Annotated in this window: 17 protein-coding genes; 16 read left to right on the top strand and 1 reads right to left on the bottom strand. The window is 44.4% G+C overall.

All coding sequences use genetic code 11. The annotated features are described in order from the left end of the window. The first annotated feature begins 16 nt into the window (after positions 1-16). Complete coding sequence (locus tag DWW60_RS01730; protein WP_055222574.1) at positions 17-865, top strand: formate/nitrite transporter family protein; 849 nt, start codon at positions 17-19, stop codon at positions 863-865. Positions 866-1,060: 195 nt separating this feature from the next. Here DWW60_RS01730 and aroC read toward each other — a convergent pair whose 3' ends face one another. After that, positions 1,061-2,158, bottom strand: a complete 1,098-nt coding sequence (gene aroC, locus DWW60_RS01725) for a chorismate synthase (protein WP_022216531.1) — start codon at positions 2,156-2,158, stop codon at positions 1,061-1,063. 286 nt (positions 2,159-2,444) lie between these two features. Here aroC and DWW60_RS01720 point away from each other — a divergent pair, with 286 nt between their 5' ends. The 15 genes from DWW60_RS01720 to DWW60_RS01650 all read left to right on the top strand — a co-directional run bounded on the left by DWW60_RS01720 (position 2,445) and on the right by DWW60_RS01650 (position 21,230). Further along, positions 2,445-2,615, top strand: coding sequence for a chorismate--pyruvate lyase (locus tag DWW60_RS01720; protein ID WP_117549008.1), 171 nt, complete (start codon positions 2,445-2,447; stop codon positions 2,613-2,615). Positions 2,616-2,743: 128 nt separating this feature from the next. Further along, positions 2,744-3,010 (top strand): 30S ribosomal protein S15, encoded by a 267-nt coding sequence (rpsO, locus tag DWW60_RS01715; RefSeq protein ID WP_004851136.1) that lies wholly within the window; start codon positions 2,744-2,746, stop codon positions 3,008-3,010. Positions 3,011-3,315: 305 nt separating this feature from the next. Further along, positions 3,316-5,412 (top strand): polyribonucleotide nucleotidyltransferase, encoded by a 2,097-nt coding sequence (locus DWW60_RS01710; RefSeq protein WP_022216529.1) that lies wholly within the window; start codon positions 3,316-3,318, stop codon positions 5,410-5,412. 157 nt (positions 5,413-5,569) lie between these two features. Beyond that, positions 5,570-7,972 carry a GH36-type glycosyl hydrolase domain-containing protein gene (locus DWW60_RS01705; RefSeq protein ID WP_117874240.1) on the top strand — a complete coding sequence of 801 codons (2,403 nt, stop codon included), beginning with the start codon at positions 5,570-5,572 and terminating at the stop codon, positions 7,970-7,972. A 112-nt stretch (positions 7,973-8,084) separates the two neighbouring features. Continuing rightward, positions 8,085-8,741 carry a ClpP family protease gene (locus DWW60_RS01700; protein WP_022216527.1) on the top strand — a complete coding sequence of 219 codons (657 nt, stop codon included), beginning with the start codon at positions 8,085-8,087 and terminating at the stop codon, positions 8,739-8,741. A gap of 59 nt (positions 8,742-8,800) precedes the next feature. Beyond that, positions 8,801-9,682, top strand: coding sequence for an undecaprenyl-diphosphate phosphatase (locus DWW60_RS01695; RefSeq protein WP_117549004.1), 882 nt, complete (start codon positions 8,801-8,803; stop codon positions 9,680-9,682). Between the two features lie 21 nt (positions 9,683-9,703). Beyond that, positions 9,704-12,601 (top strand): FtsK/SpoIIIE family DNA translocase, encoded by a 2,898-nt coding sequence (locus tag DWW60_RS01690; RefSeq protein WP_117874239.1) that lies wholly within the window; start codon positions 9,704-9,706, stop codon positions 12,599-12,601. 19 nt (positions 12,602-12,620) lie between these two features. Further along, positions 12,621-14,291: a formate--tetrahydrofolate ligase gene (locus tag DWW60_RS01685; RefSeq protein WP_117874238.1), complete on the top strand. Its 1,671-nt coding sequence runs from the start codon at positions 12,621-12,623 to the stop codon at positions 14,289-14,291. A gap of 12 nt (positions 14,292-14,303) precedes the next feature. After that, positions 14,304-15,146, top strand: a complete 843-nt coding sequence (gene folD / locus DWW60_RS01680; RefSeq protein ID WP_117549001.1) for a bifunctional methylenetetrahydrofolate dehydrogenase/methenyltetrahydrofolate cyclohydrolase FolD — start codon at positions 14,304-14,306, stop codon at positions 15,144-15,146. A gap of 28 nt (positions 15,147-15,174) precedes the next feature. After that, the gene (gene rimO / locus DWW60_RS01675) at positions 15,175-16,488 is read left to right on the top strand and encodes a 30S ribosomal protein S12 methylthiotransferase RimO (protein ID WP_022216522.1); all 1,314 of its coding nucleotides are present in this window, start codon (positions 15,175-15,177) and stop codon (positions 16,486-16,488) included. Further along, positions 16,485-17,009: a CDP-diacylglycerol--glycerol-3-phosphate 3-phosphatidyltransferase gene (gene pgsA, locus DWW60_RS01670; protein ID WP_015534884.1), complete on the top strand. Its 525-nt coding sequence runs from the start codon at positions 16,485-16,487 to the stop codon at positions 17,007-17,009. The genes rimO and pgsA overlap by 4 nt, the downstream gene beginning before the upstream one ends. Before the next feature lie 240 nt (positions 17,010-17,249). Next, positions 17,250-18,665 (top strand): acyl-CoA carboxylase subunit beta, encoded by a 1,416-nt coding sequence (locus DWW60_RS01665; protein WP_117874237.1) that lies wholly within the window; start codon positions 17,250-17,252, stop codon positions 18,663-18,665. A gap of 15 nt (positions 18,666-18,680) precedes the next feature. Further along, complete coding sequence (locus DWW60_RS01660) at positions 18,681-19,658, top strand: OadG family protein (RefSeq protein WP_022216521.1); 978 nt, start codon at positions 18,681-18,683, stop codon at positions 19,656-19,658. Between the two features lie 19 nt (positions 19,659-19,677). After that, a complete protein-coding gene (locus DWW60_RS01655; protein WP_015534886.1) occupies positions 19,678-20,058 on the top strand; it encodes a biotin/lipoyl-containing protein in 381 nt (126 codons plus the stop codon). Positions 20,059-20,099: 41 nt separating this feature from the next. Next, entirely contained in the window at positions 20,100-21,230 is a 1,131-nt protein-coding gene (locus DWW60_RS01650) for a sodium ion-translocating decarboxylase subunit beta (protein WP_022216519.1), read from the top strand. Positions 21,231-21,233 lie beyond the last annotated feature (3 nt).

Raw genomic sequence — 21,233 nt, 5'->3', positions numbered from 1 at the left:
AGGAGACAATTAAATCATGGAAAACAATTACTACGTTCCGGCACAGATCATTGAGAATAATCTCAAGGGTGCTGTTGGAAAGGCAAATCTCAAGCTGTACAAGATGATTATGATGGGATTCTTTGCAGGAATGTTCATTGCGATAGGAGCTGAGGGATCAAACCTTGCGGTGCATACGGTGGACAATTTCGGACTTGCGAAGACTCTTGCAGGATGTATATTCCCTGTAGGACTCATGATGTTATCGATTATCGGTGCAGAGCTGTTTACCGGAAACTGTATGATGATAACAGCGGTTATTGATGGTAGGATAAAGCTTGTGCAGATGCTCAAGAATTGGGTTATTGTATATCTCAGCAATATGCTTGGATCAGTTGTGACTGCAGCTCTTATATATGGAAGCGGTCAGTTTGATAATTCAGCAGGCGGCCTTGGCGCTTATACCATCAAGGTGGCTATGGGTAAGACAGGCCTTGATTTTTGCAATGCGTTCATGTCGGGAATAATGTGTAATGTTCTCGTGTGTATCGCGGTTCTCATGTCATCTTCGGCTAAGGATATAATTGGAAAGCTGTTTGCATGCTTCTTCCCGATAATGGTATTCGTCGTGTCGGGTTTTGAGCACTGCGTTGCAAATATGTACTATATACCTGCAGGTCTGATGGCTGCATCAAACAGCAAGTACGTGGACAAGGCATGCGAGCTCTATGGATATACCGCACAGCAGATAAGTGACCAGCTCACAGTGGGACATTTCTTCAGTAAAAATCTCCTCCCTGTAACGCTTGGTAATATCATCGGCGGTGGTCTGATAGTGGGAATTGGACTTTACATCATCAACAAGCCTAAAAAGGTGGAAGAGTAGAATTTGGCGCCAGACTTATAGGCAACAAGGTCAGAATGATGGACTGAATAAATGATGGATTGAAAAATAAGATAGATAAATAAAAAACAGATGTGGCATGATTTGAGGAATCACCCTGGATCATATCACATCTGTTTTTTATTACTTACATTTTATCGCATTATTGTTTGTCGCAATTTTCAGTTTGTTTGACAATTACTTATAAAAGTCAATTATCTTGTCCATTCTGGATGACATATTCTCAAATATAAGATCAAGGATCGTCAGGGCGGTCATGGCCTCGACGACCACAACAGCTCTCGGCCCAATGATAGGATCGTGGCGGCCTCTGATCGAGACCTCTATGTTATCCCTGGACTTGTTAACGGTTTTCTGTGTGGATGCGATGGATGGGGTCGGCTTGAAATGCGCCTTGATGATTATGTCTGAACCATCGCTCATTCCGCCGAGAATACCTCCGGCGTGATTGGTCTCCTTGTCTACGTTATAACCGTTCATGACAAATGCATCATTGTTATATGAGCCTCTTGCAGTGGATACCTCGGTGCCGTCGCCAATCTCGACAGCTTTCACAGCTCCGATGGACATAACTGCCTTTGCGAGGCATGCATCCAGTTTGTCAAATACCGGTTCACCGATACCTGCCGGCATTCCATGCACGATACATTCAACACCAGAGCCTATGGAATCGTTCTCCGCCATGCAGTCTTGAAGAAGGATTGATGCCTTCTCGTAGGCATCCGGGTCCGGCATGTTGAGGTCGTTCTTAAGTATATAGTCAGCGTCAAAATTGTTCCTGTCTATATGTACATCACCGATGGAAGATACGTAGGTAGTTATGGTGATACCGAGTTCCTTCAGTATCTTTGAGGCGATCGCACCGGCTGCAACTCTGCCGATGGTCTCTCGTCCCGATGAACGGCCGCCGCCTCTGTAATCCCTGAAGCCATATTTTTCATCAAATGTATAATCTGCGTGGCCTGGTCTGTAATATGTGGCGATATCTCCGTAATCCCCGGAGCGCTGGGATGTATTTCTCACCATCATGGATATAGGAGTTCCGGTTGTCTTTCCCTCGAAAATTCCTGACAGTATCTCTATGGTATCGGATTCCTTTCTAGGCGTTGAGAACTGTGAAAATCCGGGTTTTCTGCGATCCAGAAATACCTGTATATCTTCCTCACACAGTGGAAGACCGGCAGGGCAGCCGTCAACGACAACTCCCAGAGCCTTTCCGTGGGATTCTCCCCATGTGGTGATGGTAAATTTATTTCCTATGGTGGAACCTGCCATAATATATCTCCTTTCAAATGCGGCGAAACCTGCCGCTCTCTATTCGGCAAATGAACTGCAGAATCCTGCAGCGCAAATGTCCGCGCGCACTATTATAGCATAGATAAGTTTGTGATAACAAGAAATAAGTTGGGATGCTGTAAAGTGTGAAAGCGTATAAGGTGAATGTCAAACTGGGAATATTACCGGCCGGGGTTGTAATGAAATATGTTATATATTAAAATATCTATGAAATGAATGAAAGAACACGGCTGAAAGCACAGCCGGACATAAGGTGGTCAAGAAAATGGAGAAATATTATATAGTAAAATCGATAGACGGAGATTACGCAAATCTTGCTGATGAGAATGATCTTGGCGGTGAGACAAAGCTCGTTGCAAGGGCGCTGCTTCCGGAAAGTATAGCGGAAGGAACAAGGCTGCACTATGCATTTTTGCAGTATGAAATTGCGGATTAATTTCCTCTTTACAAAACCAGACACATATGTTATCCTACACAAGGTCAACTGACACTTAGTTTGAGGACACCTCTAGGCCTTTTGCCCGGTGTCAGTCATGTATATTATTTTATAGGAGGATTGTTATTATGATAACAAAAGAGCAGAAGCAGGAAATCGTAGCTAAGTACGGCAAGGATGCAAACGACACAGGTTCAACAGAGGTTCAGATCGCACTTCTTACAGCAAGAATCAACGATCTCAACGGACATTTCAAGGCTAATCCAAAGGATCATCACTCAAACCGTGGTCTTCTTAAGATGGTTGGTCAGAGAAGAAACCTTCTTGCATACCTCAAGAGCAAGGATATCGAGGCATACAGAAAGCTCATCGAGAGCCTTGGACTTAGAAAGTAATTTCTATTCGAGCCTTAATACAATAACAATTATGGGAATCATGTGTACACGCATGATTCCTTTTTATTTGCCCGGACACATTTTTATGGTATCAAATAGTGTAAACAGAGGTGTTTGGATATTGTATTTTTTATATTCGTATGATAAAATTTAAAAGATTGTGGAATGACATATCGAGACTTCTATAAAGAATATCATGGATCATCGCTGAAAGATGGCAAAAAGGTTATAAGACATGGTGTTTTTTATAGTTGTTTCGACGTCTTCCACAATACAAATAAATATTAAATCAAGGAGATTTTGAGATGAGTAAGGAATTCAAGAGATACCAGAAAGAGATCGCTGGCAGAATGCTCACTGTTGATATCAACAGAGTAGCTGCACAGGCAAATGGTGCTGCATTTATCAAGTACGGTGACACAACAGTGCTTTCAACATGTACAGCTTCAGAGAAGCCAAGAGACGGAATCGATTTCTTCCCACTTTCAGTAGAGTATGAGGAGAAGTTATATTCAGTAGGAAAGATACCTGGAGGATTCAATAAGAGAGAGGGTAAGGCATCAGAGAACGCTGTCCTCACATCACGAGTAATCGACAGACCTATGAGACCTCTTTTCCCTAAGGATTATAGAAATGACGTAACACTCAACAACCTTGTTATGTCAGTAGATCCAGAGTGCAGACCGGAGCTGGTTGCAATGCTCGGATCATCTATCGCAACATGTATATCAGACGTTCCATTTGACGGACCATGTGCCATGACACAGGTAGGTCTCATCGACGGAGAGTTCATCATCAACCCAACACAGAAGCAGTGGGATGAGGGTGATCTGAAGCTCACAGTTGCATCTACATCACAGAAGGTTATCATGATCGAGGCCGGTGCAAATATTGTACCTGAGGCTAAGATGATCGAAGCTATCTACATGGCTCATGATATCAACCAGGACATCATCGCATTTATCAATGAGATAGTAGCTGAGGTTGGAAAACCAAAGCATTCATATGTAAGCTGTGCAGTTCCAGAGGAGCTCTTTGCAGCGATTAAGGAGATCGTTCCTCCAGAGGCTATGGAGGAGGCTGTATTCTCAGACGAGAAGCAGGTTCGTGAGGAGAACATCAGACAGATCACAGAGAAGCTTGAGGAGGCATTTGCAGACAACGAGGAGTGGCTTGCAGTCCTTCCAGACGCTATATACCAGTATCAGAAGAAGACAGTAAGAAAGATGATCCTCAAGGATCACAAGAGACCTGATGGACGAGCTATCAACCAGATCAGACCACTTGCTGCTGAGGTTGACATCATTCCTAGAGTCCACGGCTCAGCTATGTTTACAAGAGGACAGACACAGATCTGTAACGTATGTACACTTGCTCCACTTTCTGAGATCCAGAGAGTTGACGGACTTGACGAGAACGTTACATCCAAGAGATATATGCACCACTACAACTTCCCTTCATACTCAGTAGGAGAGACAAAGGTTTCAAGAGGACCTGGACGTAGAGAGATTGGACACGGTGCACTTGCTGAGAGAGCACTTCTTCCTGTACTTCCAAGTGAGGAAGAGTTCCCATATGCGATCAGAACCGTATCAGAGACATTTGAGTCAAATGGTTCAACATCAATGGCATCAACATGTTCATCATGTATGTCACTCATGGCTGCCGGTGTTCCTATCAAGGCTATGGTTGCCGGAATCTCATGCGGACTTGTAACAGGTGATACAGACGACGATTACATCGTACTCACAGATATCCAGGGACTTGAGGACTTCTTCGGAGATATGGACTTCAAGGTAACAGGTACAACAGAGGGTATCACAGCTATCCAGATGGATATCAAGATTCACGGACTTACAAGACCTATCGTTGAGGAGGCTATCGCAAGAACACGTGAGGCAAGACTCTTCATCATGGAGACATGTATGAAGCCGGCCATCGCAGCTCCAAGACCAACGGTCAATGAGTTCGCGCCAAAGATTAAGCAGATCAAGATAGATCCAGAGAAGATCGGTGAGGTTATCGGACAGAGAGGTAAGACTATCAACACTATCATAGAGGAGACAGGTGTTAAGATTGATATCGATGATGAGGGAAGAATCTCTATCTGTGGCGTAGAGCAGGCAGGTATGGACAAGGCTATCGAGATGATCAACATGATCGTAGAGCCTCTTGAGGTTGGCAAGAACTACCATGGTAAGGTTGTAAAAGTTATCGACTGTGGAGCTATCGTATCGCTTGCACCTAACAAGGATGGACTCATCCACATCTCAAAGCTTTCAGACAAGAGAGTTGCAAAGGTTGAGGATGTTGTAAATGTAGGTGATGAGGTTGACGTTAAGGTCATCAAGATCGACGAGAGAGCAGGAAGAATAAGCCTGAGTCTCAAGGATGTACAGTAAATAACAGTTCTGAGCTAAACTATAATAAGATATTTTTTATAAGGGTAAATTTGATGTCTCGAAGCCGGTCTGTCATATGGCCGGTTCCGGGGCATTGTAGTAAATAAAGGCATACATGAACAAACTAAAAAATAAATGCAGATTTAAGGGGGAACATATGAGATACGGTTATTTTGACGAACAGAACAAAGAGTATGTAATTGACAGACCAGACACCCCGGCACCTTGGGCAAACTACCTTGGTTCACCGGAATACGGAGCTATAATCTCCAACAACGCAGGAGGCTACAGCTTTGAGAAGTCAGGAGCAAACGGAAGAATACTGAGATACATATTTAACAGCTTTGATCAGCCTGGAAGATATGTATATCTTCGCGATGATGACACAAAGGATTACTGGTCAGCATCATGGCAGCCGGTAGGCAAGAGTCTTGATGTGTATAAGAGTGAATGTCACCATGGAACGGCATATACAAAGATGTATGCAGATTATTCTGATATCAAGTCAGAGGTGCTGTATTATGTTCCACTTAACAAGACACATGAAGTGTGGAAGGTGAGAGTTACCAACAACTCTGATAAGCCTCGTAACCTTTCAGCTATCGGATACTGTGAGTTTACCAATGACTGCAATTATGAGCAGGATCAGGTAAATCTCCAGTATACACTGTTCATAACCAGAACATATTTCATGGATAACAACAAGATCCTTCAGGTCATCAATGAGAATGTTGAGAAGGCTGAGATCAATGGAAGTAAGGCAAACAGAAGATTCTTTGCACTTGCCGGAAGTGATGTTGCATCATACTGTGGTGACAAGGAGGAGTTCCTTGGAAGATATCACGGCTACGGCAATCCGATCGGAGTTATAAATGGAGATCTTGGCAACAAGCTCAACTACAACAGCAATGCCTGCGGTGGACTCCAGACAAAGTTCACACTTGCTCCGGGCGAGTCAAAGGATTTTGCATTCATAGTCGGAATGAAGGACAATGACGCTGCAAATGCTGTCATAGCCGGATACGCAGATCCTGCCGCAGCATGTCAGAAGGAGCTTGACGAGCTGATCGAGTATTGGCATTCAAAGCTCAACAACTTCCAGGTGCACACACCTAGTGATTCATTCAACAACATGGTAAATACATGGAATGCATACCAGTGTTTCATGACATTCATATGGTCAAGAGCTGCATCGTTCTCATACTGTGGTCTGAGAAACGGATATGGATACAGAGATACAGTTCAGGATATCCAGGGCGTTATCCACCTTGCACCTGAGATGGCTCTTGAGAAGATCAGATTCATGCTGTCAGCACAGGTTGACAACGGCGGTGGACTCCCACTTGTAAAGTTCACACATAACGCAGGTCATGAGGATACACCGGATGATCCATCATATGTACAGGAGACAGGACATCCTGCATACCGTGCAGACGACGCACTTTGGCTGTTCCCAACTGTATATAAGTATATTGCTGAGTCAGGCAACCTTGACTTCATAGACGAGGTTATTCCATTTGCCAACAAGGATGAGGGTACAGTTTATGAGCATCTTAAGAGAGCGATAGATTTCTCCATGAATAGACTTGGAGATAATGGTATGCCGGCAGGACTCTGGGCAGACTGGAATGACTGTCTGAGACTTGGAAAGAGAGGCGAGTCAACATTTGTTGCAATGCAGCTCTACTATGCGATGACAGTTATCAAGTATTTTGCTGAGATGAAGGATGATGCAGAGTACATAGATTACATCAACAGCATTCAGTACAAGATGGGTGAGACCATTCAGGAGAAGTGCTGGGAGGATGACAGATTCATCCGTGGATACAAGGAAGGCGGACAGGTCATCGGTTCAAAGAATGATCCTGAGGCAAGCATGTGGCTGAATCCTCAGTCATGGGCAGTTATAAGCGGACTTGCCACAAGAAAGCAGTCTGAGATCGCCCTTGAGTCTGTTCACAGGGAGCTTAACACAGAGTACGGTGTGAGACTTATGTTCCCACCATACAGAGAGCATGCATTTGACGGAGCGCTCATGCTTCTGTTCAATGCAGGAACAAAGGAGAATGCGGGTATATTCTCACAGCCACAGGGCTGGATAATACTTGCCGAGGCGCTCATGGGACATGGAAACAGAGCGTTTGAGTATTTCAACGAGAGCTCTCCTGCATCCATGAATGATAAGGCAGAGATCAGAAAGCTTGAGCCATACTGCCATGGACAGTTCACAGAGTCTGTTGGAAGTCCATTTGAGGGTCGCGCTCATGTACATTGGCTCACAGGTACAGCATCCACATGTATGGTTGGCTGCGTTGAGGGTATCATGGGTATGAGACCAGACTTTGGCGGAATCAAGATCGCGCCTTCAGTCCCATCAGACTGGAAGGAGTTCGAGATCGAGAAGATGTTCAGGGGTAAGAAGCTCTCAATCAAGGTTCAGAATCCTGATGGACATGAGAGCGGTTTCCAGAGCCTCACATTAAATGGTGAGAAACTTGAGACCAATTATATCCCTGCTGACAAGCTTGCTGATACAAACGATATCGTGCTTGTAATGTAATGAATATAAATACATTATTTATACCATATTAAGTTAAGAAGGGCTCAGCCCTTCTTAATTTTTGCCCTGATGCGGAATGAGTGGATCGGGGTTGGAAGGTGGTGCAGGCGAAGTGGAATCGGTATCGATCGCTGAGAGGTTAAAACTCACTGACAACATACATGTTATGGATGTTCCAGGTGGAGGTTATATCCTGTTATGTGGAATATATGGAGAGATTGAGGGGCATGACAAGCTTCCTGCCGGTATGAAGAGTACAAGCTACGAGAAGCTGCTTCCGGTGATAGCCCAGGCAGAAAACTGCGGAGATGTAAAGGGAGTCCTGACTCTGATAAATACGGTCGGAGGTGATGTTGAGTCTGGACTTGCCATATCTGAGATGTTGTCCAGCCTGTCAAAGCCGGTCGTCAATATCGTGCTTGGCGGCGGACATTCCATAGGAGTTCCTCTGGCGGTGTCGGGAAATGTGTCTTTTATAGTGCCGACCGCAACGATGATAGTTCATCCAATAAGGACAAATACGGCGGTGCTTGGAGTTAAGCAGAACTTTGAATATATAGAGAAGATGCAGGAGAGGATCATACAGTTCACAGTGGATCACTCATCTATAGACAGGAAAGAACTGGAGAAACTTATGTTTAACACGACAGAGCTGACCAAGGATGTGGGCTCGGTCCTGATAGGAAAACAGGCTGTCGAAAAAAGGGTTATAGACAGGATCGGTGGTATGTCGGCGGCTTTAAAAACGCTGTATGACTTGATTAATTAAGAAAATGATAGTAAAATTCCATAGGATATTGTATAAACATCGATCAAGGGAGGTCGGTCATGAGCTTATTACAGGCAATTTTGATGGGAATAATACAGGGAGCTACAGAATTTCTTCCAGTCAGCAGTTCGGGACATCTGGCTATTTTCAAGAATATTTTTGGAGTGAAGACCGATACGGGTATATTATTTGACATACTGCTCCATTTTGGCACGCTGGTTGCCATATTTATAGTCTACTGGGCAGATATAAAGAAGCTTGTTATAGAGGGACTCAAGATAGTTGGAGACTGCTGTGTCAATCTGGTAAATTTCATAAAGAACAAGACCTCGAAGGAGGGACAGATATATCCGTATAGGAAGATTGTGTGTACGGCATACAGAAAGTTTGTTATGCTCATACTCGTGTCAACTCTTACGACGACGGTGATCGCAGTCCCATTTGACAAAGCTATAGGACATGCGGGAGATACACTTTTGATACCGGGTATCTGTCTGTGTATAACATCTGTTATCCTGTATTTTGCGGACAGACTGCCGGCTGGTAAGAAAAGTGTGGCAAAGGCTACATACAGAAATGCCATATTTGTTGGACTGGCACAGGCTGTTGCCACGCTTCCCGGAATATCCAGATCCGGAAGTACGATAACTGCAGGTATGGCGTGCGGCTACACAAGAAAATTTACAGTAAAGTATTCGTTTATAATGTCCATACCGGCTGTTCTTGGCGCTGTCATACTGGAGATACCTGATCTGTTTAAGGCATCAATCTCAGGGGCGGATGTCGTTAATTACATAGTTGGTATGATCGTTGCCGGCATTGTCGGATACATATGTATAAAATTTATGCTTTATACGGTCAAGAAAAAGAATTTTAAGGGATTTTCCATATATTGTATGATCGCGGGAATCGTGTCTGTAATATGGTATTTTGTTGCTTAAGATTTAGAATAGAGGTAGAAAATGGCTGCTGGTAATAAAAAGTCATACAAGAACAATACATCAAGGAATGGCACGTCCAAAAACGCTGCGTCTAAAAAGACTGTGGCAAAGAACTCTTCAAAAGGCGGATCAAATAACAGGACATCTGCGAAGAAGAATACTGCATCGAAAAAAACATCTGCCAGATCAAAGACTGCCATAGAACGCAAAGCCCGGGAAGAGGAACTGGCAAGGCAGAAGCAGATGAGAAGTGAGATCATACTCATAGTTCTCTTTGCATTTTCGGTATTTCTGCTGCTTGCAAACTTCAGGATCTGCGGAATAGTGGGAGATACCGTATCGGGATTTTTCTTTGGAATAATCGGTTTCAGCGAGTACATATTCCCGGTATATCTGTTTGTGTCGGCTGCCTATCTTATATCAAATGATTTCAGGAGAAAGATCGTCAAAAAGGTTGTATATTTTGGCGTTGTGCTCATCCTGTTGTCCATGGTATTTCAGACTATATATTCATCGACCTTTGAGTCGGTCAAGGTTCTGTACATGGATGGGTATAAGGACAGATCAGGCGGAGGAGTTATATGCGGAGGAATATTCTTTGCGATAAGGACACTGCTTGGAGTTCCGGGTGCGTGCATAGTAATATTTATAGCTGCGGTTATCATGTTCATTCTCATAACGGAGATATCAGTTATAGACGAGATCAAACTTTTCATAGCATCTATCCGTGAGCGCAGAGAAAGCGATGATGACGAACAGTATGAAGATGAGGAGTATCAAAGTGACAGATATGACGATGGTTATTACTCACATGATGTAAATGATACTCCGGTTCGCAGAGTGAGACCATCGATGGCAAATCTCAATGTGTACAGCAGTAATAATTCCAAGGGCGACAGAGCTTCCGACAGGACTGCTGCAACACAGGTCAAGCCAAGGAAGACTAAGACACAGAAGGATGTAGAGAGGGAGCCTGCCAGGGATTTCTTTGCCATGGAGGATGTCCACGAGCTCACTCCTGGAGATGGCGCTGTGGATATGTCCTATGATGAATTTAACAATGATATAGAGAAGATCGTCATGACCGACAGAGAGGAGATCGTCAATCCAGTTCAGATAGACAGAGGGGATCCTGTGCATAAACCGGTGCGGAAGCTTGCACCTGTGAAGAGAAGAAAGCCGGTGGTCGTAACTCCTGAAGAAACAAAGCTGGCTGCTGTGGACACTGATATGGAGGATGCAGAGATACTTTCATTTACTGATGATGCGGAGGATGTCCTTGCGGGAGCGGTAAATGGCAATATGCATCCAGAGAGTGTGTCAGATTACAATCCGCTCTACGACTCTGCATTTGCGGAGGAGGAGAAGACGGATACCGCGGCTCAAAGCAAAAAGAAGCCGGCGGTACAGACTGAGAGCTCAAAGCAGTATCAGGAGGGAAGAAAGTATAAATTCCCAACGGCAGATCTGCTGTCCCAGCCTAAAAAGGCGAACAATTCCAACAGGGATGCCCATGTCAGGGAGACCGCCATCAAGCTTAAGAATACCCTCGAGACATTTGGCGTTAATGTAACCATAACAAACTATAGCTGCGGTCCTGCTGTAACGAGATTTGAGATGCAGCCGGAGCAGGGTGTCAAGGTCAGCAAGATACTGAACCTTGCGGACGACATAAAGCTCAACCTTGCGGCTGCGGATATACGTATAGAGGCACCGATACCTGGCAAGGCAGCCATAGGAATAGAGGTCCCTAACAAGGAGAACTCAATTGTGGCGTTCCGGGAGCTTATAGAATCAGATAATTTCAAGAACCTCAAGTCCAAAGTGGCATTTGCGGTTGGTAAGGATATAAGTGGACAGGTTATCGCAACCGATATTGCCAAGATGCCACATCTTCTGATCGCCGGAGCCACAGGTTCAGGTAAATCAGTGTGTATCAATACACTTATAATGAGTATACTGTACAAGGCCACACCGGAGGAGGTAAAGCTCATAATGATAGATCCTAAGATGGTTGAGCTTGCATGTTACAATGGCATACCACACCTTTTGATACCGGTCGTAACAGATCCAAAGAAGGCGGCAGGGGCACTCAACTGGGCAGTTATGGAGATGACCAGAAGATACCAGCTTTTTGCTGAGCACAGTGTACGTAATATACAGGGATATAATGACAAGATTGAAAATGCCGTTATAGCAGGAGCCGATGGAGAGAAACTGACCAAGATGCCACAGATAGTGGTTATAGTGGATGAGCTTGCGGATCTTATGATGGTTGCCCACGGCGAGGTCGAGGATGCAATAGTCAGACTTTCACAGCTTGCCAGAGCGGCGGGTATACATCTTGTCATAGCAACACAGAGACCGTCGGTTGATGTCATAACAGGTCTCATAAAGGCAAATGTTCCATCGAGAATAGCATTTGCAGTTTCGTCGGGAGTTGATTCCAGAACCATACTTGATATGGTAGGAGCAGAGAAACTTCTTGGAAAGGGAGATATGCTGTTCTATCCGACAGGCTATCCTAAGCCGGTCAGAGTACAGGGCGCATTTGTGTCGGATGATGAGGTTACAGCGGTTGTTGATTTCCTCAAGAAGAACAATGGCGTGGGAACATATGATGAGGAGATATCCAAATCGATATCCGGAAATGGTGGATCAGGAGCCACAGCGATAGGTGGGGCTTCAGCCAGTGATAAGGATGAATATTTCGTGGAAGCGGGAAGATTCATTATAGAGAAAGAAAAAGCTTCTATAGGTATGCTTCAGAGAACGTTCAAGATAGGCTTTAACAGAGCCGCAAGGATCATGGATCAGTTGATGGCCGCGGGAGTAGTTGGCCCGGAGGAGGGCACAAAGGCCAGAAAGATCCTGATGACTCAGGAACAGTTTGATGAATATATAGACACTAATTTATAAAAAGCGGAGGATAAGAGCTATGATGACAGACATTGAAATTGCACAGAAGGCTGAGATGAAGCACATAAGGGAGGTTGCTGCAAAGCTCGGAATATCAGAGGATGACCTCGATCTCTATGGAAAGTATAAGGCAAAGCTCTCAGATGAGCTTATAAAGAAGGTTGAGGGCAACGAGAACGGAAAGCTTATCCTCGTTACAGCCATCAATCCAACACCTGCAGGAGAGGGAAAGACGACAATCACTGTAGGACTTGGTGAGGCTATGGGACAGCTTGGAAAGAAGGCGGTTATCGCACTTCGTGAGCCATCACTTGGACCATGTTTTGGAATCAAGGGTGGTGCAGCCGGCGGCGGATATGCACAGGTAGTACCTATGGAGGATCTCAACCTCCACTTTACAGGAGATTTTCATGCTATAACATCCGCAAACAATCTCCTTGCAGCCATGATGGATAACCATATCCAGCAGGGAAATGCACTGAGAATAGATGTGAACAGAATAGTGTTCAAGAGATGTATGGATATGAACGACAGAGTTCTCAGACACACAGTTGTCGGACTTGGAAAGCGTGTCGACGGAGTGCCTAGAGAGGACGGATTTGTCATCACAGTTGCATCGGAGATCATGGCTATTCTCTGTCTTGCAAGTGACATGAAGGATCTTCAGGAGAGACTTGGCAGAATAATCGTTGCATACAACATGGACAATGAGCCTGTGACAGCGGCTGATCTCAAGGCTGTAGGCGCTATGGCAGCGCTCTTAAAGGATGCCATCAAGCCAAACCTTATCCAGACACTTGAGCATACACCGGCAATCGTACACGGCGGACCATTTGCAAATATAGCACATGGATGTAACAGTGTAATGGCTACAAAGACAGCATTAAAGCTTGCAGATTATGTAATAACAGAGGCAGGATTTGGCGCAGATCTCGGAGCTGAGAAGTTCTTCGATATCAAGTGCCGAATGAACAACCTTAAGCCGGATGCGGTGGTTCTGGTTGCTACAGTAAGAGCACTCAAGTACAATGGCGGAGTTGCAAAGGCAGATCTCGGCGAGGAGAATCTCGACGCGCTTAAGGCTGGTATAGTAAACCTTGAAAAGCATATTGAGAATCTTCAGAAGTATGGCGTTCCTGTTGTTGTTACACTGAACAGATTTGTCACAGACAGCCAGGCAGAGCTTGACTTTGTCAAGAAGTTCTGCGAGGACAGAGACTGTGATTTTGCTCTTGCAAATGTATGGGAGCAGGGAGGCAAAGGTGGTATAGACCTTGCAAATGCAGTGCTCAACACGCTGGAGAACAAGAAGAGCAACTTCAAGGTGCTCTACGATGACAGCCTTTCAATAAAGGATAAGATAAATTGTATCGCTACAGAGATATATGGCGCGGATGGTGTTACATACAGCGCAGAGGCCAGCAAGGCCATCGCCAAGATCGAGGAGATGGGATTTGGTAACTTCCCTGTATGTATGGCAAAGAACCAGTATTCTCTGTCAGATGATCCAAAGAAGCTTGGAAGACCTACAGGATTCGATATAAATATCCGTGAGGTTTATGTCAGTGCAGGAGCGGGATTTGTGGTAGCGATTACCGGAACGATCATGACCATGCCTGGACTTCCAAAGGCTCCGGCTGCAGAGAGAATTTATGTGGATGATGACGGCAAGATCGTCGGATTATTCTAGGAGGACAGATAAATGTATAAGCTTATAGATGGTAAGGTTATATCAAAACAGATAAAGGATGAGCTCAAGGAGAAGGTTGCAGGGCTTAAGGCAGAGGGTGTAGAGATATGCCTTGCTGTTATTCAGGTCGGCAATGATCCTGCTTCATCAGTATATGTTGGCAACAAGAAGAAGGCATGTGAGTATATAGGAATAGGTTCACTGTCATACGAGCTCCCAGAGGAGACAACTGAGGAGGAGCTTCTTGCACTTATAGAGAAGCTCAATTCTGACGATAAGGTGAACGGAATACTTGTACAGCTCCCGCTTCCAAAGCATATAGATGAGGATAAGGTCATAAAGACCATATCTCCAAAGAAGGATGTGGACGGCTTCCATCCGATGAGTGTTGGTGCGCTCAGCATAGGACAGCCGGGCTTTGTGTCATGTACACCAGCCGGAGTTATCCAGCTCATCAAGAGATCAGGAATAGAGATAGAGGGTAAGGAGTGCGTGGTACTCGGCAGAAGCAATATAGTAGGCAAGCCTATGAGCATGCTGCTGCTCCGCGAGAATGGAACCGTAACCGTGTGCCATTCCAGAACAAAGAATCTCAAGGAAGTGTGCAGACGTGCTGATATACTCGTGGTGGCAATAGGAAAGCCAGAAATGATCGATGCATCTTACATCAAGGAAGGCGCAACAGTTATAGATGTGGGAATCCACAGGAATGAGAATAATAAGCTCTGCGGTGATGTGGATTTTGAATCAGCCAAGGAGGTTGCCGGAGCGATAACTCCTGTACCTGGCGGAGTCGGCCCTATGACCATAGCCATGCTCATGTCAAACTGCGTGGAATCAATAAATATAAACTAAGAACAAGTGCAAAATTATTGGAGAACAGATGAAAGTATTACTCATATCACTAGGCTGTGATAAAAATCTGGTGGACAGCGAGGTCATGCTCGGTTTGCTGAACAAAGCCGGCCACCAGCTTACAAATGATGAGACAGAGGCAGATGTAGTAGTTGTAAATACCTGTGCGTTCATCAGCGATGCGAAAGAGGAAAGCATCAACACCATCATCGAGATGGGAGAACTGAAGAAAACCGGAAAACTAAAAAAGCTTATCGTTGCGGGATGTCTGTCCCAGAGATACAAGGACGAGATAATGAAGGAGCTTCCGGAGATCGATGTCATTATTGGTGCGACCAATTACGATAAGATAGTTGAGGCAATAGGAACCGACGAGGAGTCGATCGTAGATGATATAAATTATACTCCAAGGCCGATTGCCGAGAGAATAGTAACGACAAATGCATCGATGGCGTATTTTAAGATCGCAGAAGGTTGTAATAAACTGTGCACTTATTGTATAATACCTCACATACGAGGCAGATACAGAAGCATGCCGATGGACAGCCTGATCGCATCCGCTGAAAAGCTTGCGTCTGATGGTATAAAGGAGCTTGTCCTTGTGGCACAGGAGACTACGCTGTACGGAGTTGATCTGTATGGTGAGAAGAAGCTTCCAGAGCTTCTCACAAAACTCAGTGAGATAGAAGGCATAGAGTGGATAAGACTTCTGTACTGTTATCCGGAGGAGATAACAGATGAACTAATAGAGGTTATGGCCACGAATCCGAAGATCTGCCATTATGTCGATATACCTATCCAGCATTCTGAGAATGCGATACTTAAGAGAATGGGCAGACGGACCAGCAGAGAGGACATTGTGGAGCTTGTCGGCAGACTGAGGACAGCCATGCCGGATATAGCCATCAGAACCACGCTCATATCTGGTTTCCCAGGTGAGACACAGGAACTGCACGATGGTCTGGTCGACTTTGTTGACGAGTGCGAGTTTGACAGGCTTGGAGTATTCACTTATTCGCCTGAGGAGGGCACTCCGGCTGCGGAGTACGAGGATCAGGTGGATGGAGAGCTGGCTGTAAAGTGGCGCGATGAGATCATGGAGCTTCAGCAGGAGATTTCCTATGAGAAGAACCAGCAGATGATCGGAAGCACCCAGAAGGTTCTCATTGAGGGATATCTGGTCGACGATGATGTATATGTGGGAAGAACCTACAGAGATGCTCCGGGGGTTGACGGAATAGTGTTCGTCAGCGCACCATATGAATTGATATCCGGTTCATTTGTGGATGTGAAGATAACCGAGGCAAATGAATATGACTTGACAGGAGTGATAGTAGAATGAATTTACCAAACAAATTGACAATACTAAGAGCTATAATGATTCCATTCTTTCTCGTGTTTTTATATATGTCACCGGGATGGTCGAAGTGGGTGGCACTTGGAATATTCATAGCCGCATCACTTACAGATATGCTTGACGGAAAGATTGCAAGAAAATACAATCTGGTCACCAATTTTGGAAAATTCATGGATCCTCTGGCAGATAAGCTGCTGGTATGTTCGGCACTCATAGCACTGTCGGATCTGAACAGGATCCCAGCATGGATCGTTATAGTGATCATAGCGCGTGATTTCATAATAAGCGGATTCAGACTTATTGCGGCAGAAAAGGGAATTGTTATTGCTGCCGGATGGTGGGGAAAGATCAAGACAACGGTTCAGATGATCATGGTAGGATTTCTGATAGCTGATCTCAAGGTGTTCTACATCTTTGATCAGGTGCTCATCTACCTTGCACTTGCACTGACACTTATATCTCTTGGAGATTATCTGTATCACAACAGAGAAGTTCTCAAGGACTAAAACAGTAAAAAATAAAACAGATTTTATAATTCAACGGGGAATTTGGGGTATACTTTTGTTTGGGGGTATATTTTACACAGATTCCCTGTTTTATTTTGAAAAATAATTGCTTACAACGCCGATAAACCTTTGGTGGTTTTTTCGATTTTACTTGAAATATGACGACAAAGGCTTTACAATTATACTCGGCGAAAATTGGACTATATATAGTCCTAAAATAAATTAAACGGAGGGCTAAAAATGAGCAACACACCAAGCTTGTCAGCAAGTGACAGAATTTCAATGTTACTTGATGACTCAAGTTTTGTTGAAATCGGCGCATATGTAACTGCTAGAAATACAGATTTCAACATTCAGGACAAGGATACTCCAAAAGACGGCGTAATAACCGGTTATGGAGTGATCGATGGCAATTTAGTTTATGTTTACAGCCAGGATGCAAAGGTGCTCGGCGGTTCTATAGGCGAGATGCATGCCAAGAAGATCGCAAACCTTTACGACATGGCAATGAAGATGGGTGCACCTGTTATCGGGCTGATCGATTGTGCCGGACTCAGACTTCAGGAGGCTACAGATGCTCTTAATGCATTTGGAGAGGTATTCATGAAGCAGACTCTTGCATCAGGTGTAATACCACAGATCACAGCTATATTTGGTACATGCGGTGGTGGTGCAGCACTTATACCTAATCTCACAGACGTAACATTCATGACTAAGGAAGGAGCTAAGCTCTTTGTTAACAGTCCAAATGCTCTGGATGAGAACCGTGCAGAGAAGCTTGACACTGCAGCAGCAGATTATGTTGCAGAGAACACAGCAAATGTTGACGCAGTATACGACACAGAGGCAGAGCTTCTCGGTGCAGTGAGAACTATGGTAGGTCTTCTTCCATCAAACAATGAGGATGATGGCGACTGCGCAGTATGTGAGGATGATGTGAACAGAATCATTCCAGATCTTGCTACAAAGGCAGGGGATGTGAAGGCTGTTATAGCAGATATCACTGATGATGAGTTTGTATTCGAACTCAAGAAGAATTTTGCAGATGACGTTGTTACTGCATTTATCAGACTTAACGGTGAGACAGTCGGTGTTGTCGGAAACCAGAAGGATGTCATGACAACAGCCGGTGCATATAAGGCAGAGGATTTCGTAAAGCTTTGTGATTCATTCAATATCCCAGTTGTCACACTTGTAAACATCAAGGGATTTGCAGCAACTGTAAAGGAAGAGAAGACTATCTCAAAGGCTGTTGCAAAGCTTACTTACGCTTATGCCAACGCAACAGTGCCAAAGGTAACTGTTATGCTTGACAAGGCATATGGTACAGCCTACACAGTTATGTGTTCAAAGGCTATCGGAGCTGATGTTGTATTTGCTTGGCCTAAGTCAGTTATCGGAACAATGGATCCAGAGATGGCTGTAAAGATCATGTATGAAGATGAGATCGCAGCAGCCGGTGACAAGCTTGCTTATATCAAGGAGAAGAAGGCTGAGTACACAGATGCTCTTTCAGGTGCCGTATCTGCAGCGAGAAGAGGCTACGTGGATGATATCATCGAGCCTGATGCAACAAGAAAGAGAGTTATAGCAGCACTCGATATGCTTTTTTCTAAGAGTGAGGACAGACCATTCAAGAAGCATGGAACAATATAAAGGAGTGACAACTTAATGGAAAAGATAATAAAGAAAAAGTTATTATTGATAGTTTCTATGTTAGCTGTTACATTTGCACTTGCCGGATGTTCGTCTTCAGACAAGAAAGTAGAATTTGACTATGACGGAAACACATTGGTTCAGATAGCAGAAACACAGGCTACGAATTACATGCAGGTTGCGCAGGTTGAAGATGTATATAATTTCTATGTGGATGAAGAGGCAAATGGCGGTCAGGTAGATGAAACGACTGCTGATGCATTAAAGGTTTTTTCAACGATTGAGTCTGACTATGGTAAATTCCAGCAGTTTAAGCCGGTCAATCTCGAAGATGAAGATGATAAAACAATACAAGAAGTTGATGACAAGGTTGTTGTTACATTATATGCAGAATGTGCAGAAAAAGAAGCTATAGTAAAGGCAACATTTGTAGACAATTCGGTAACTTACAATTTCCAGAAGTATTCAGTGATGGCTCAGAATCAGTATTCAGAAGAAGAGGCTGATCAGATGCTTGCATCAAATGGTGTTTATCCATACAAGATTTCCGAATTTGAAGTTGCTGCTAATCAGACACTTAAGGACAAGATGAAGGATGCGGGAGCAAATACCCTCATAGGTATGGGTATCGTGTTTATAGCACTTATCTTCATATCATTCATAATTTCACTTCTCAAGTATGTTCCGGCTCTTTTGGACAAGGAGACAAGAGAGAAGAGAAAGGCTGAGAAGGCAAAGAAGGCTCTTGGAAGCGTTGCAACATTAAATGTTGACAAGGAGGATGAGACTCCTGCAGGAAACGCACCTGCTCCGGCTGGAATAGTAGACATTGTCAACACAGCGACCGGTGAGAGCGTTATGAACGACTCAGAGCTTGTTGCGGTTATATCAGCAGCGGTTATGGCGGCACAGGGCGGAAAGACAAGAGTTCGTGTAAACTATCCAAGTAACGATAAGTTGGTTGTAAGACCAAGAAAAAAGAATAAGAGATAATTATAGGAGGATAATTGTTATGAAGAATTATAGAATCACAGTTAATGGCACATCATACGATGTATCAGTTGAAGAATTATCAGGTGGCGCAGCTCCAGTAGCAGCACCTGTAGCAGCAGCTCCAGTGGCAGCACCTGCACCAGCAGCAGCTCCTGCAGCTCCAGCACCAGCAGCAGGCGGCGCAGGAAGCGTTAAGGTTTCATCACCTATGCCTGGTAAGATCCTTGCAGTAAAGGCTAATGTTGGCGATTCAGTAAAGAAGGGTCAGGTAATCCTTATCCTTGAGGCTATGAAGATGGAAAACGAAGTTGTTGCTCCAGAAGATGGTACAATCGCAAGCATAGACGTTACAGTAGGCGCTAGTGTTGAGTCAGGCGATACACTTGCAACACTCAACTAATTGCTTGAATTAGAATAAATCTTATAGGAGGAAACAACTAAATGGGCAGCACAATAGTTGACGTTTTGACAAATTTAGCTAATCAGACCGGTTTTGCAAGTCTTGACTGGAAGAACTACGTTATGATCCTTATAGCGTTTGTATTCATGTACCTTGCAATCGGAAAGGGCTTTGAGCCACTTCTTCTTGTCCCTATCTCATTTGGTATGTTTCTTGTAAACATGTTCCCAGATATTATGGCAGAGGGCGGCTTGTTACATTATTTTTACCTGCTTGATGAGTGGAGTATCTTACCTTCGCTTATATTCATGGGTGTAGGTGCCATGACAGACTTTGGTCCGCTTATTGCAAATCCAAAGAGCTTCCTGCTTGGCGCTGCAGCTCAGTTCGGTATTTATGCAGCTTACTTCCTTGCATTCCTTATGGGATTCAATGGTAAAGAGGCTGCAGCTATATCAATCATCGGTGGTGCTGATGGTCCTACATCTATCTACCTTGCCGGTAAGCTCGGTATGGGTGGAACACTTCTCGGACCTATAGCAGTTGCGGCATATTCATATATGTCACTGGTTCCAGTTATCCAGCCACCTATCATGAAGGCTCTCACAACAAAGAAGGAGAGACTTGTTAGAATGCCACAGCTCAGACCTGTAACCAAGATCGAGAAGATTCTCTTCCCTATCATTGTTACACTTGTGGTAGTTCTTATACTTCCAACAACAGCTCCACTTGTAGGTATGCTGATGCTTGGTAACCTCTTCAGGGAGTGCGGCGTTGTAAAGCAGCTCACAGAGACAGCTTCAAACGCTCTTATGTATATCGTTGTTATCTTACTTGGTACTTCAGTAGGTGCATCTACAAGTGCAGAGGCATTCCTTAAGATGAGTACACTTAAGATAGTATTCCTTGGTCTTGTCGCATTCGCATTTGGTACAGCAGCCGGAGTTCTCTTCGGTAAGCTCATGTGTTGGGCGACAAAGGGTAAGGTTAATCCGCTTATCGGTTCAGCTGGTGTATCAGCCGTTCCAATGGCAGCCAGAGTTTCACAGAAGGTTGGATCACAGTATGATCCTACAAACTTCCTTCTGATGAACGCTATGGGACCAAACGTTGCAGGTGTTATCGGTACAGCCGTAGCTGCAGGTACATTCCTTGCAATATTTGGAATTTAATCA

It is taken from the genome of Coprococcus sp. AF16-22 (genome assembly GCF_003461545.1).
GTDB lineage: Bacteria > Bacillota > Clostridia > Lachnospirales > Lachnospiraceae > Coprococcus > Coprococcus aceti.
Note: the sequence above shows the minus strand (reverse complement) of the source record. Positions and strands in the feature narration are given on the sequence as shown.

What these genes read in the sequence shown, in the direction of transcription:
- DWW60_RS01660 (WP_022216521.1), top strand. Translation starts at nt 18,681, where the DNA reads ATGGAAAAGATAATAAAGAAAAAGTTATTATTGATAGTTTCTATGTTA.
- rimO (WP_022216522.1), top strand. Translation starts at nt 15,175, where the DNA reads ATGAAAGTATTACTCATATCACTAGGCTGTGATAAAAATCTGGTGGAC.
- pgsA (WP_015534884.1), top strand. Translation starts at nt 16,485, where the DNA reads ATGAATTTACCAAACAAATTGACAATACTAAGAGCTATAATGATTCCA.
- DWW60_RS01665 (WP_117874237.1), top strand. Translation starts at nt 17,250, where the DNA reads ATGAGCAACACACCAAGCTTGTCAGCAAGTGACAGAATTTCAATGTTA.
- DWW60_RS01690 (WP_117874239.1), top strand. Translation starts at nt 9,704, where the DNA reads ATGGCTGCTGGTAATAAAAAGTCATACAAGAACAATACATCAAGGAAT.
- rpsO (WP_004851136.1), top strand. Translation starts at nt 2,744, where the DNA reads ATGATAACAAAAGAGCAGAAGCAGGAAATCGTAGCTAAGTACGGCAAG.
- DWW60_RS01655 (WP_015534886.1), top strand. Translation starts at nt 19,678, where the DNA reads ATGAAGAATTATAGAATCACAGTTAATGGCACATCATACGATGTATCA.
- aroC (WP_022216531.1), bottom strand. Translation starts at nt 2,158, where the DNA reads ATGGCAGGTTCCACCATAGGAAATAAATTTACCATCACCACATGGGGA.
- DWW60_RS01720 (WP_117549008.1), top strand. Translation starts at nt 2,445, where the DNA reads ATGGAGAAATATTATATAGTAAAATCGATAGACGGAGATTACGCAAAT.
- DWW60_RS01730 (WP_055222574.1), top strand. Translation starts at nt 17, where the DNA reads ATGGAAAACAATTACTACGTTCCGGCACAGATCATTGAGAATAATCTC.
- DWW60_RS01685 (WP_117874238.1), top strand. Translation starts at nt 12,621, where the DNA reads ATGATGACAGACATTGAAATTGCACAGAAGGCTGAGATGAAGCACATA.
- DWW60_RS01710 (WP_022216529.1), top strand. Translation starts at nt 3,316, where the DNA reads ATGAGTAAGGAATTCAAGAGATACCAGAAAGAGATCGCTGGCAGAATG.
- DWW60_RS01695 (WP_117549004.1), top strand. Translation starts at nt 8,801, where the DNA reads ATGAGCTTATTACAGGCAATTTTGATGGGAATAATACAGGGAGCTACA.
- DWW60_RS01650 (WP_022216519.1), top strand. Translation starts at nt 20,100, where the DNA reads ATGGGCAGCACAATAGTTGACGTTTTGACAAATTTAGCTAATCAGACC.
- DWW60_RS01705 (WP_117874240.1), top strand. Translation starts at nt 5,570, where the DNA reads ATGAGATACGGTTATTTTGACGAACAGAACAAAGAGTATGTAATTGAC.
- folD (WP_117549001.1), top strand. Translation starts at nt 14,304, where the DNA reads ATGTATAAGCTTATAGATGGTAAGGTTATATCAAAACAGATAAAGGAT.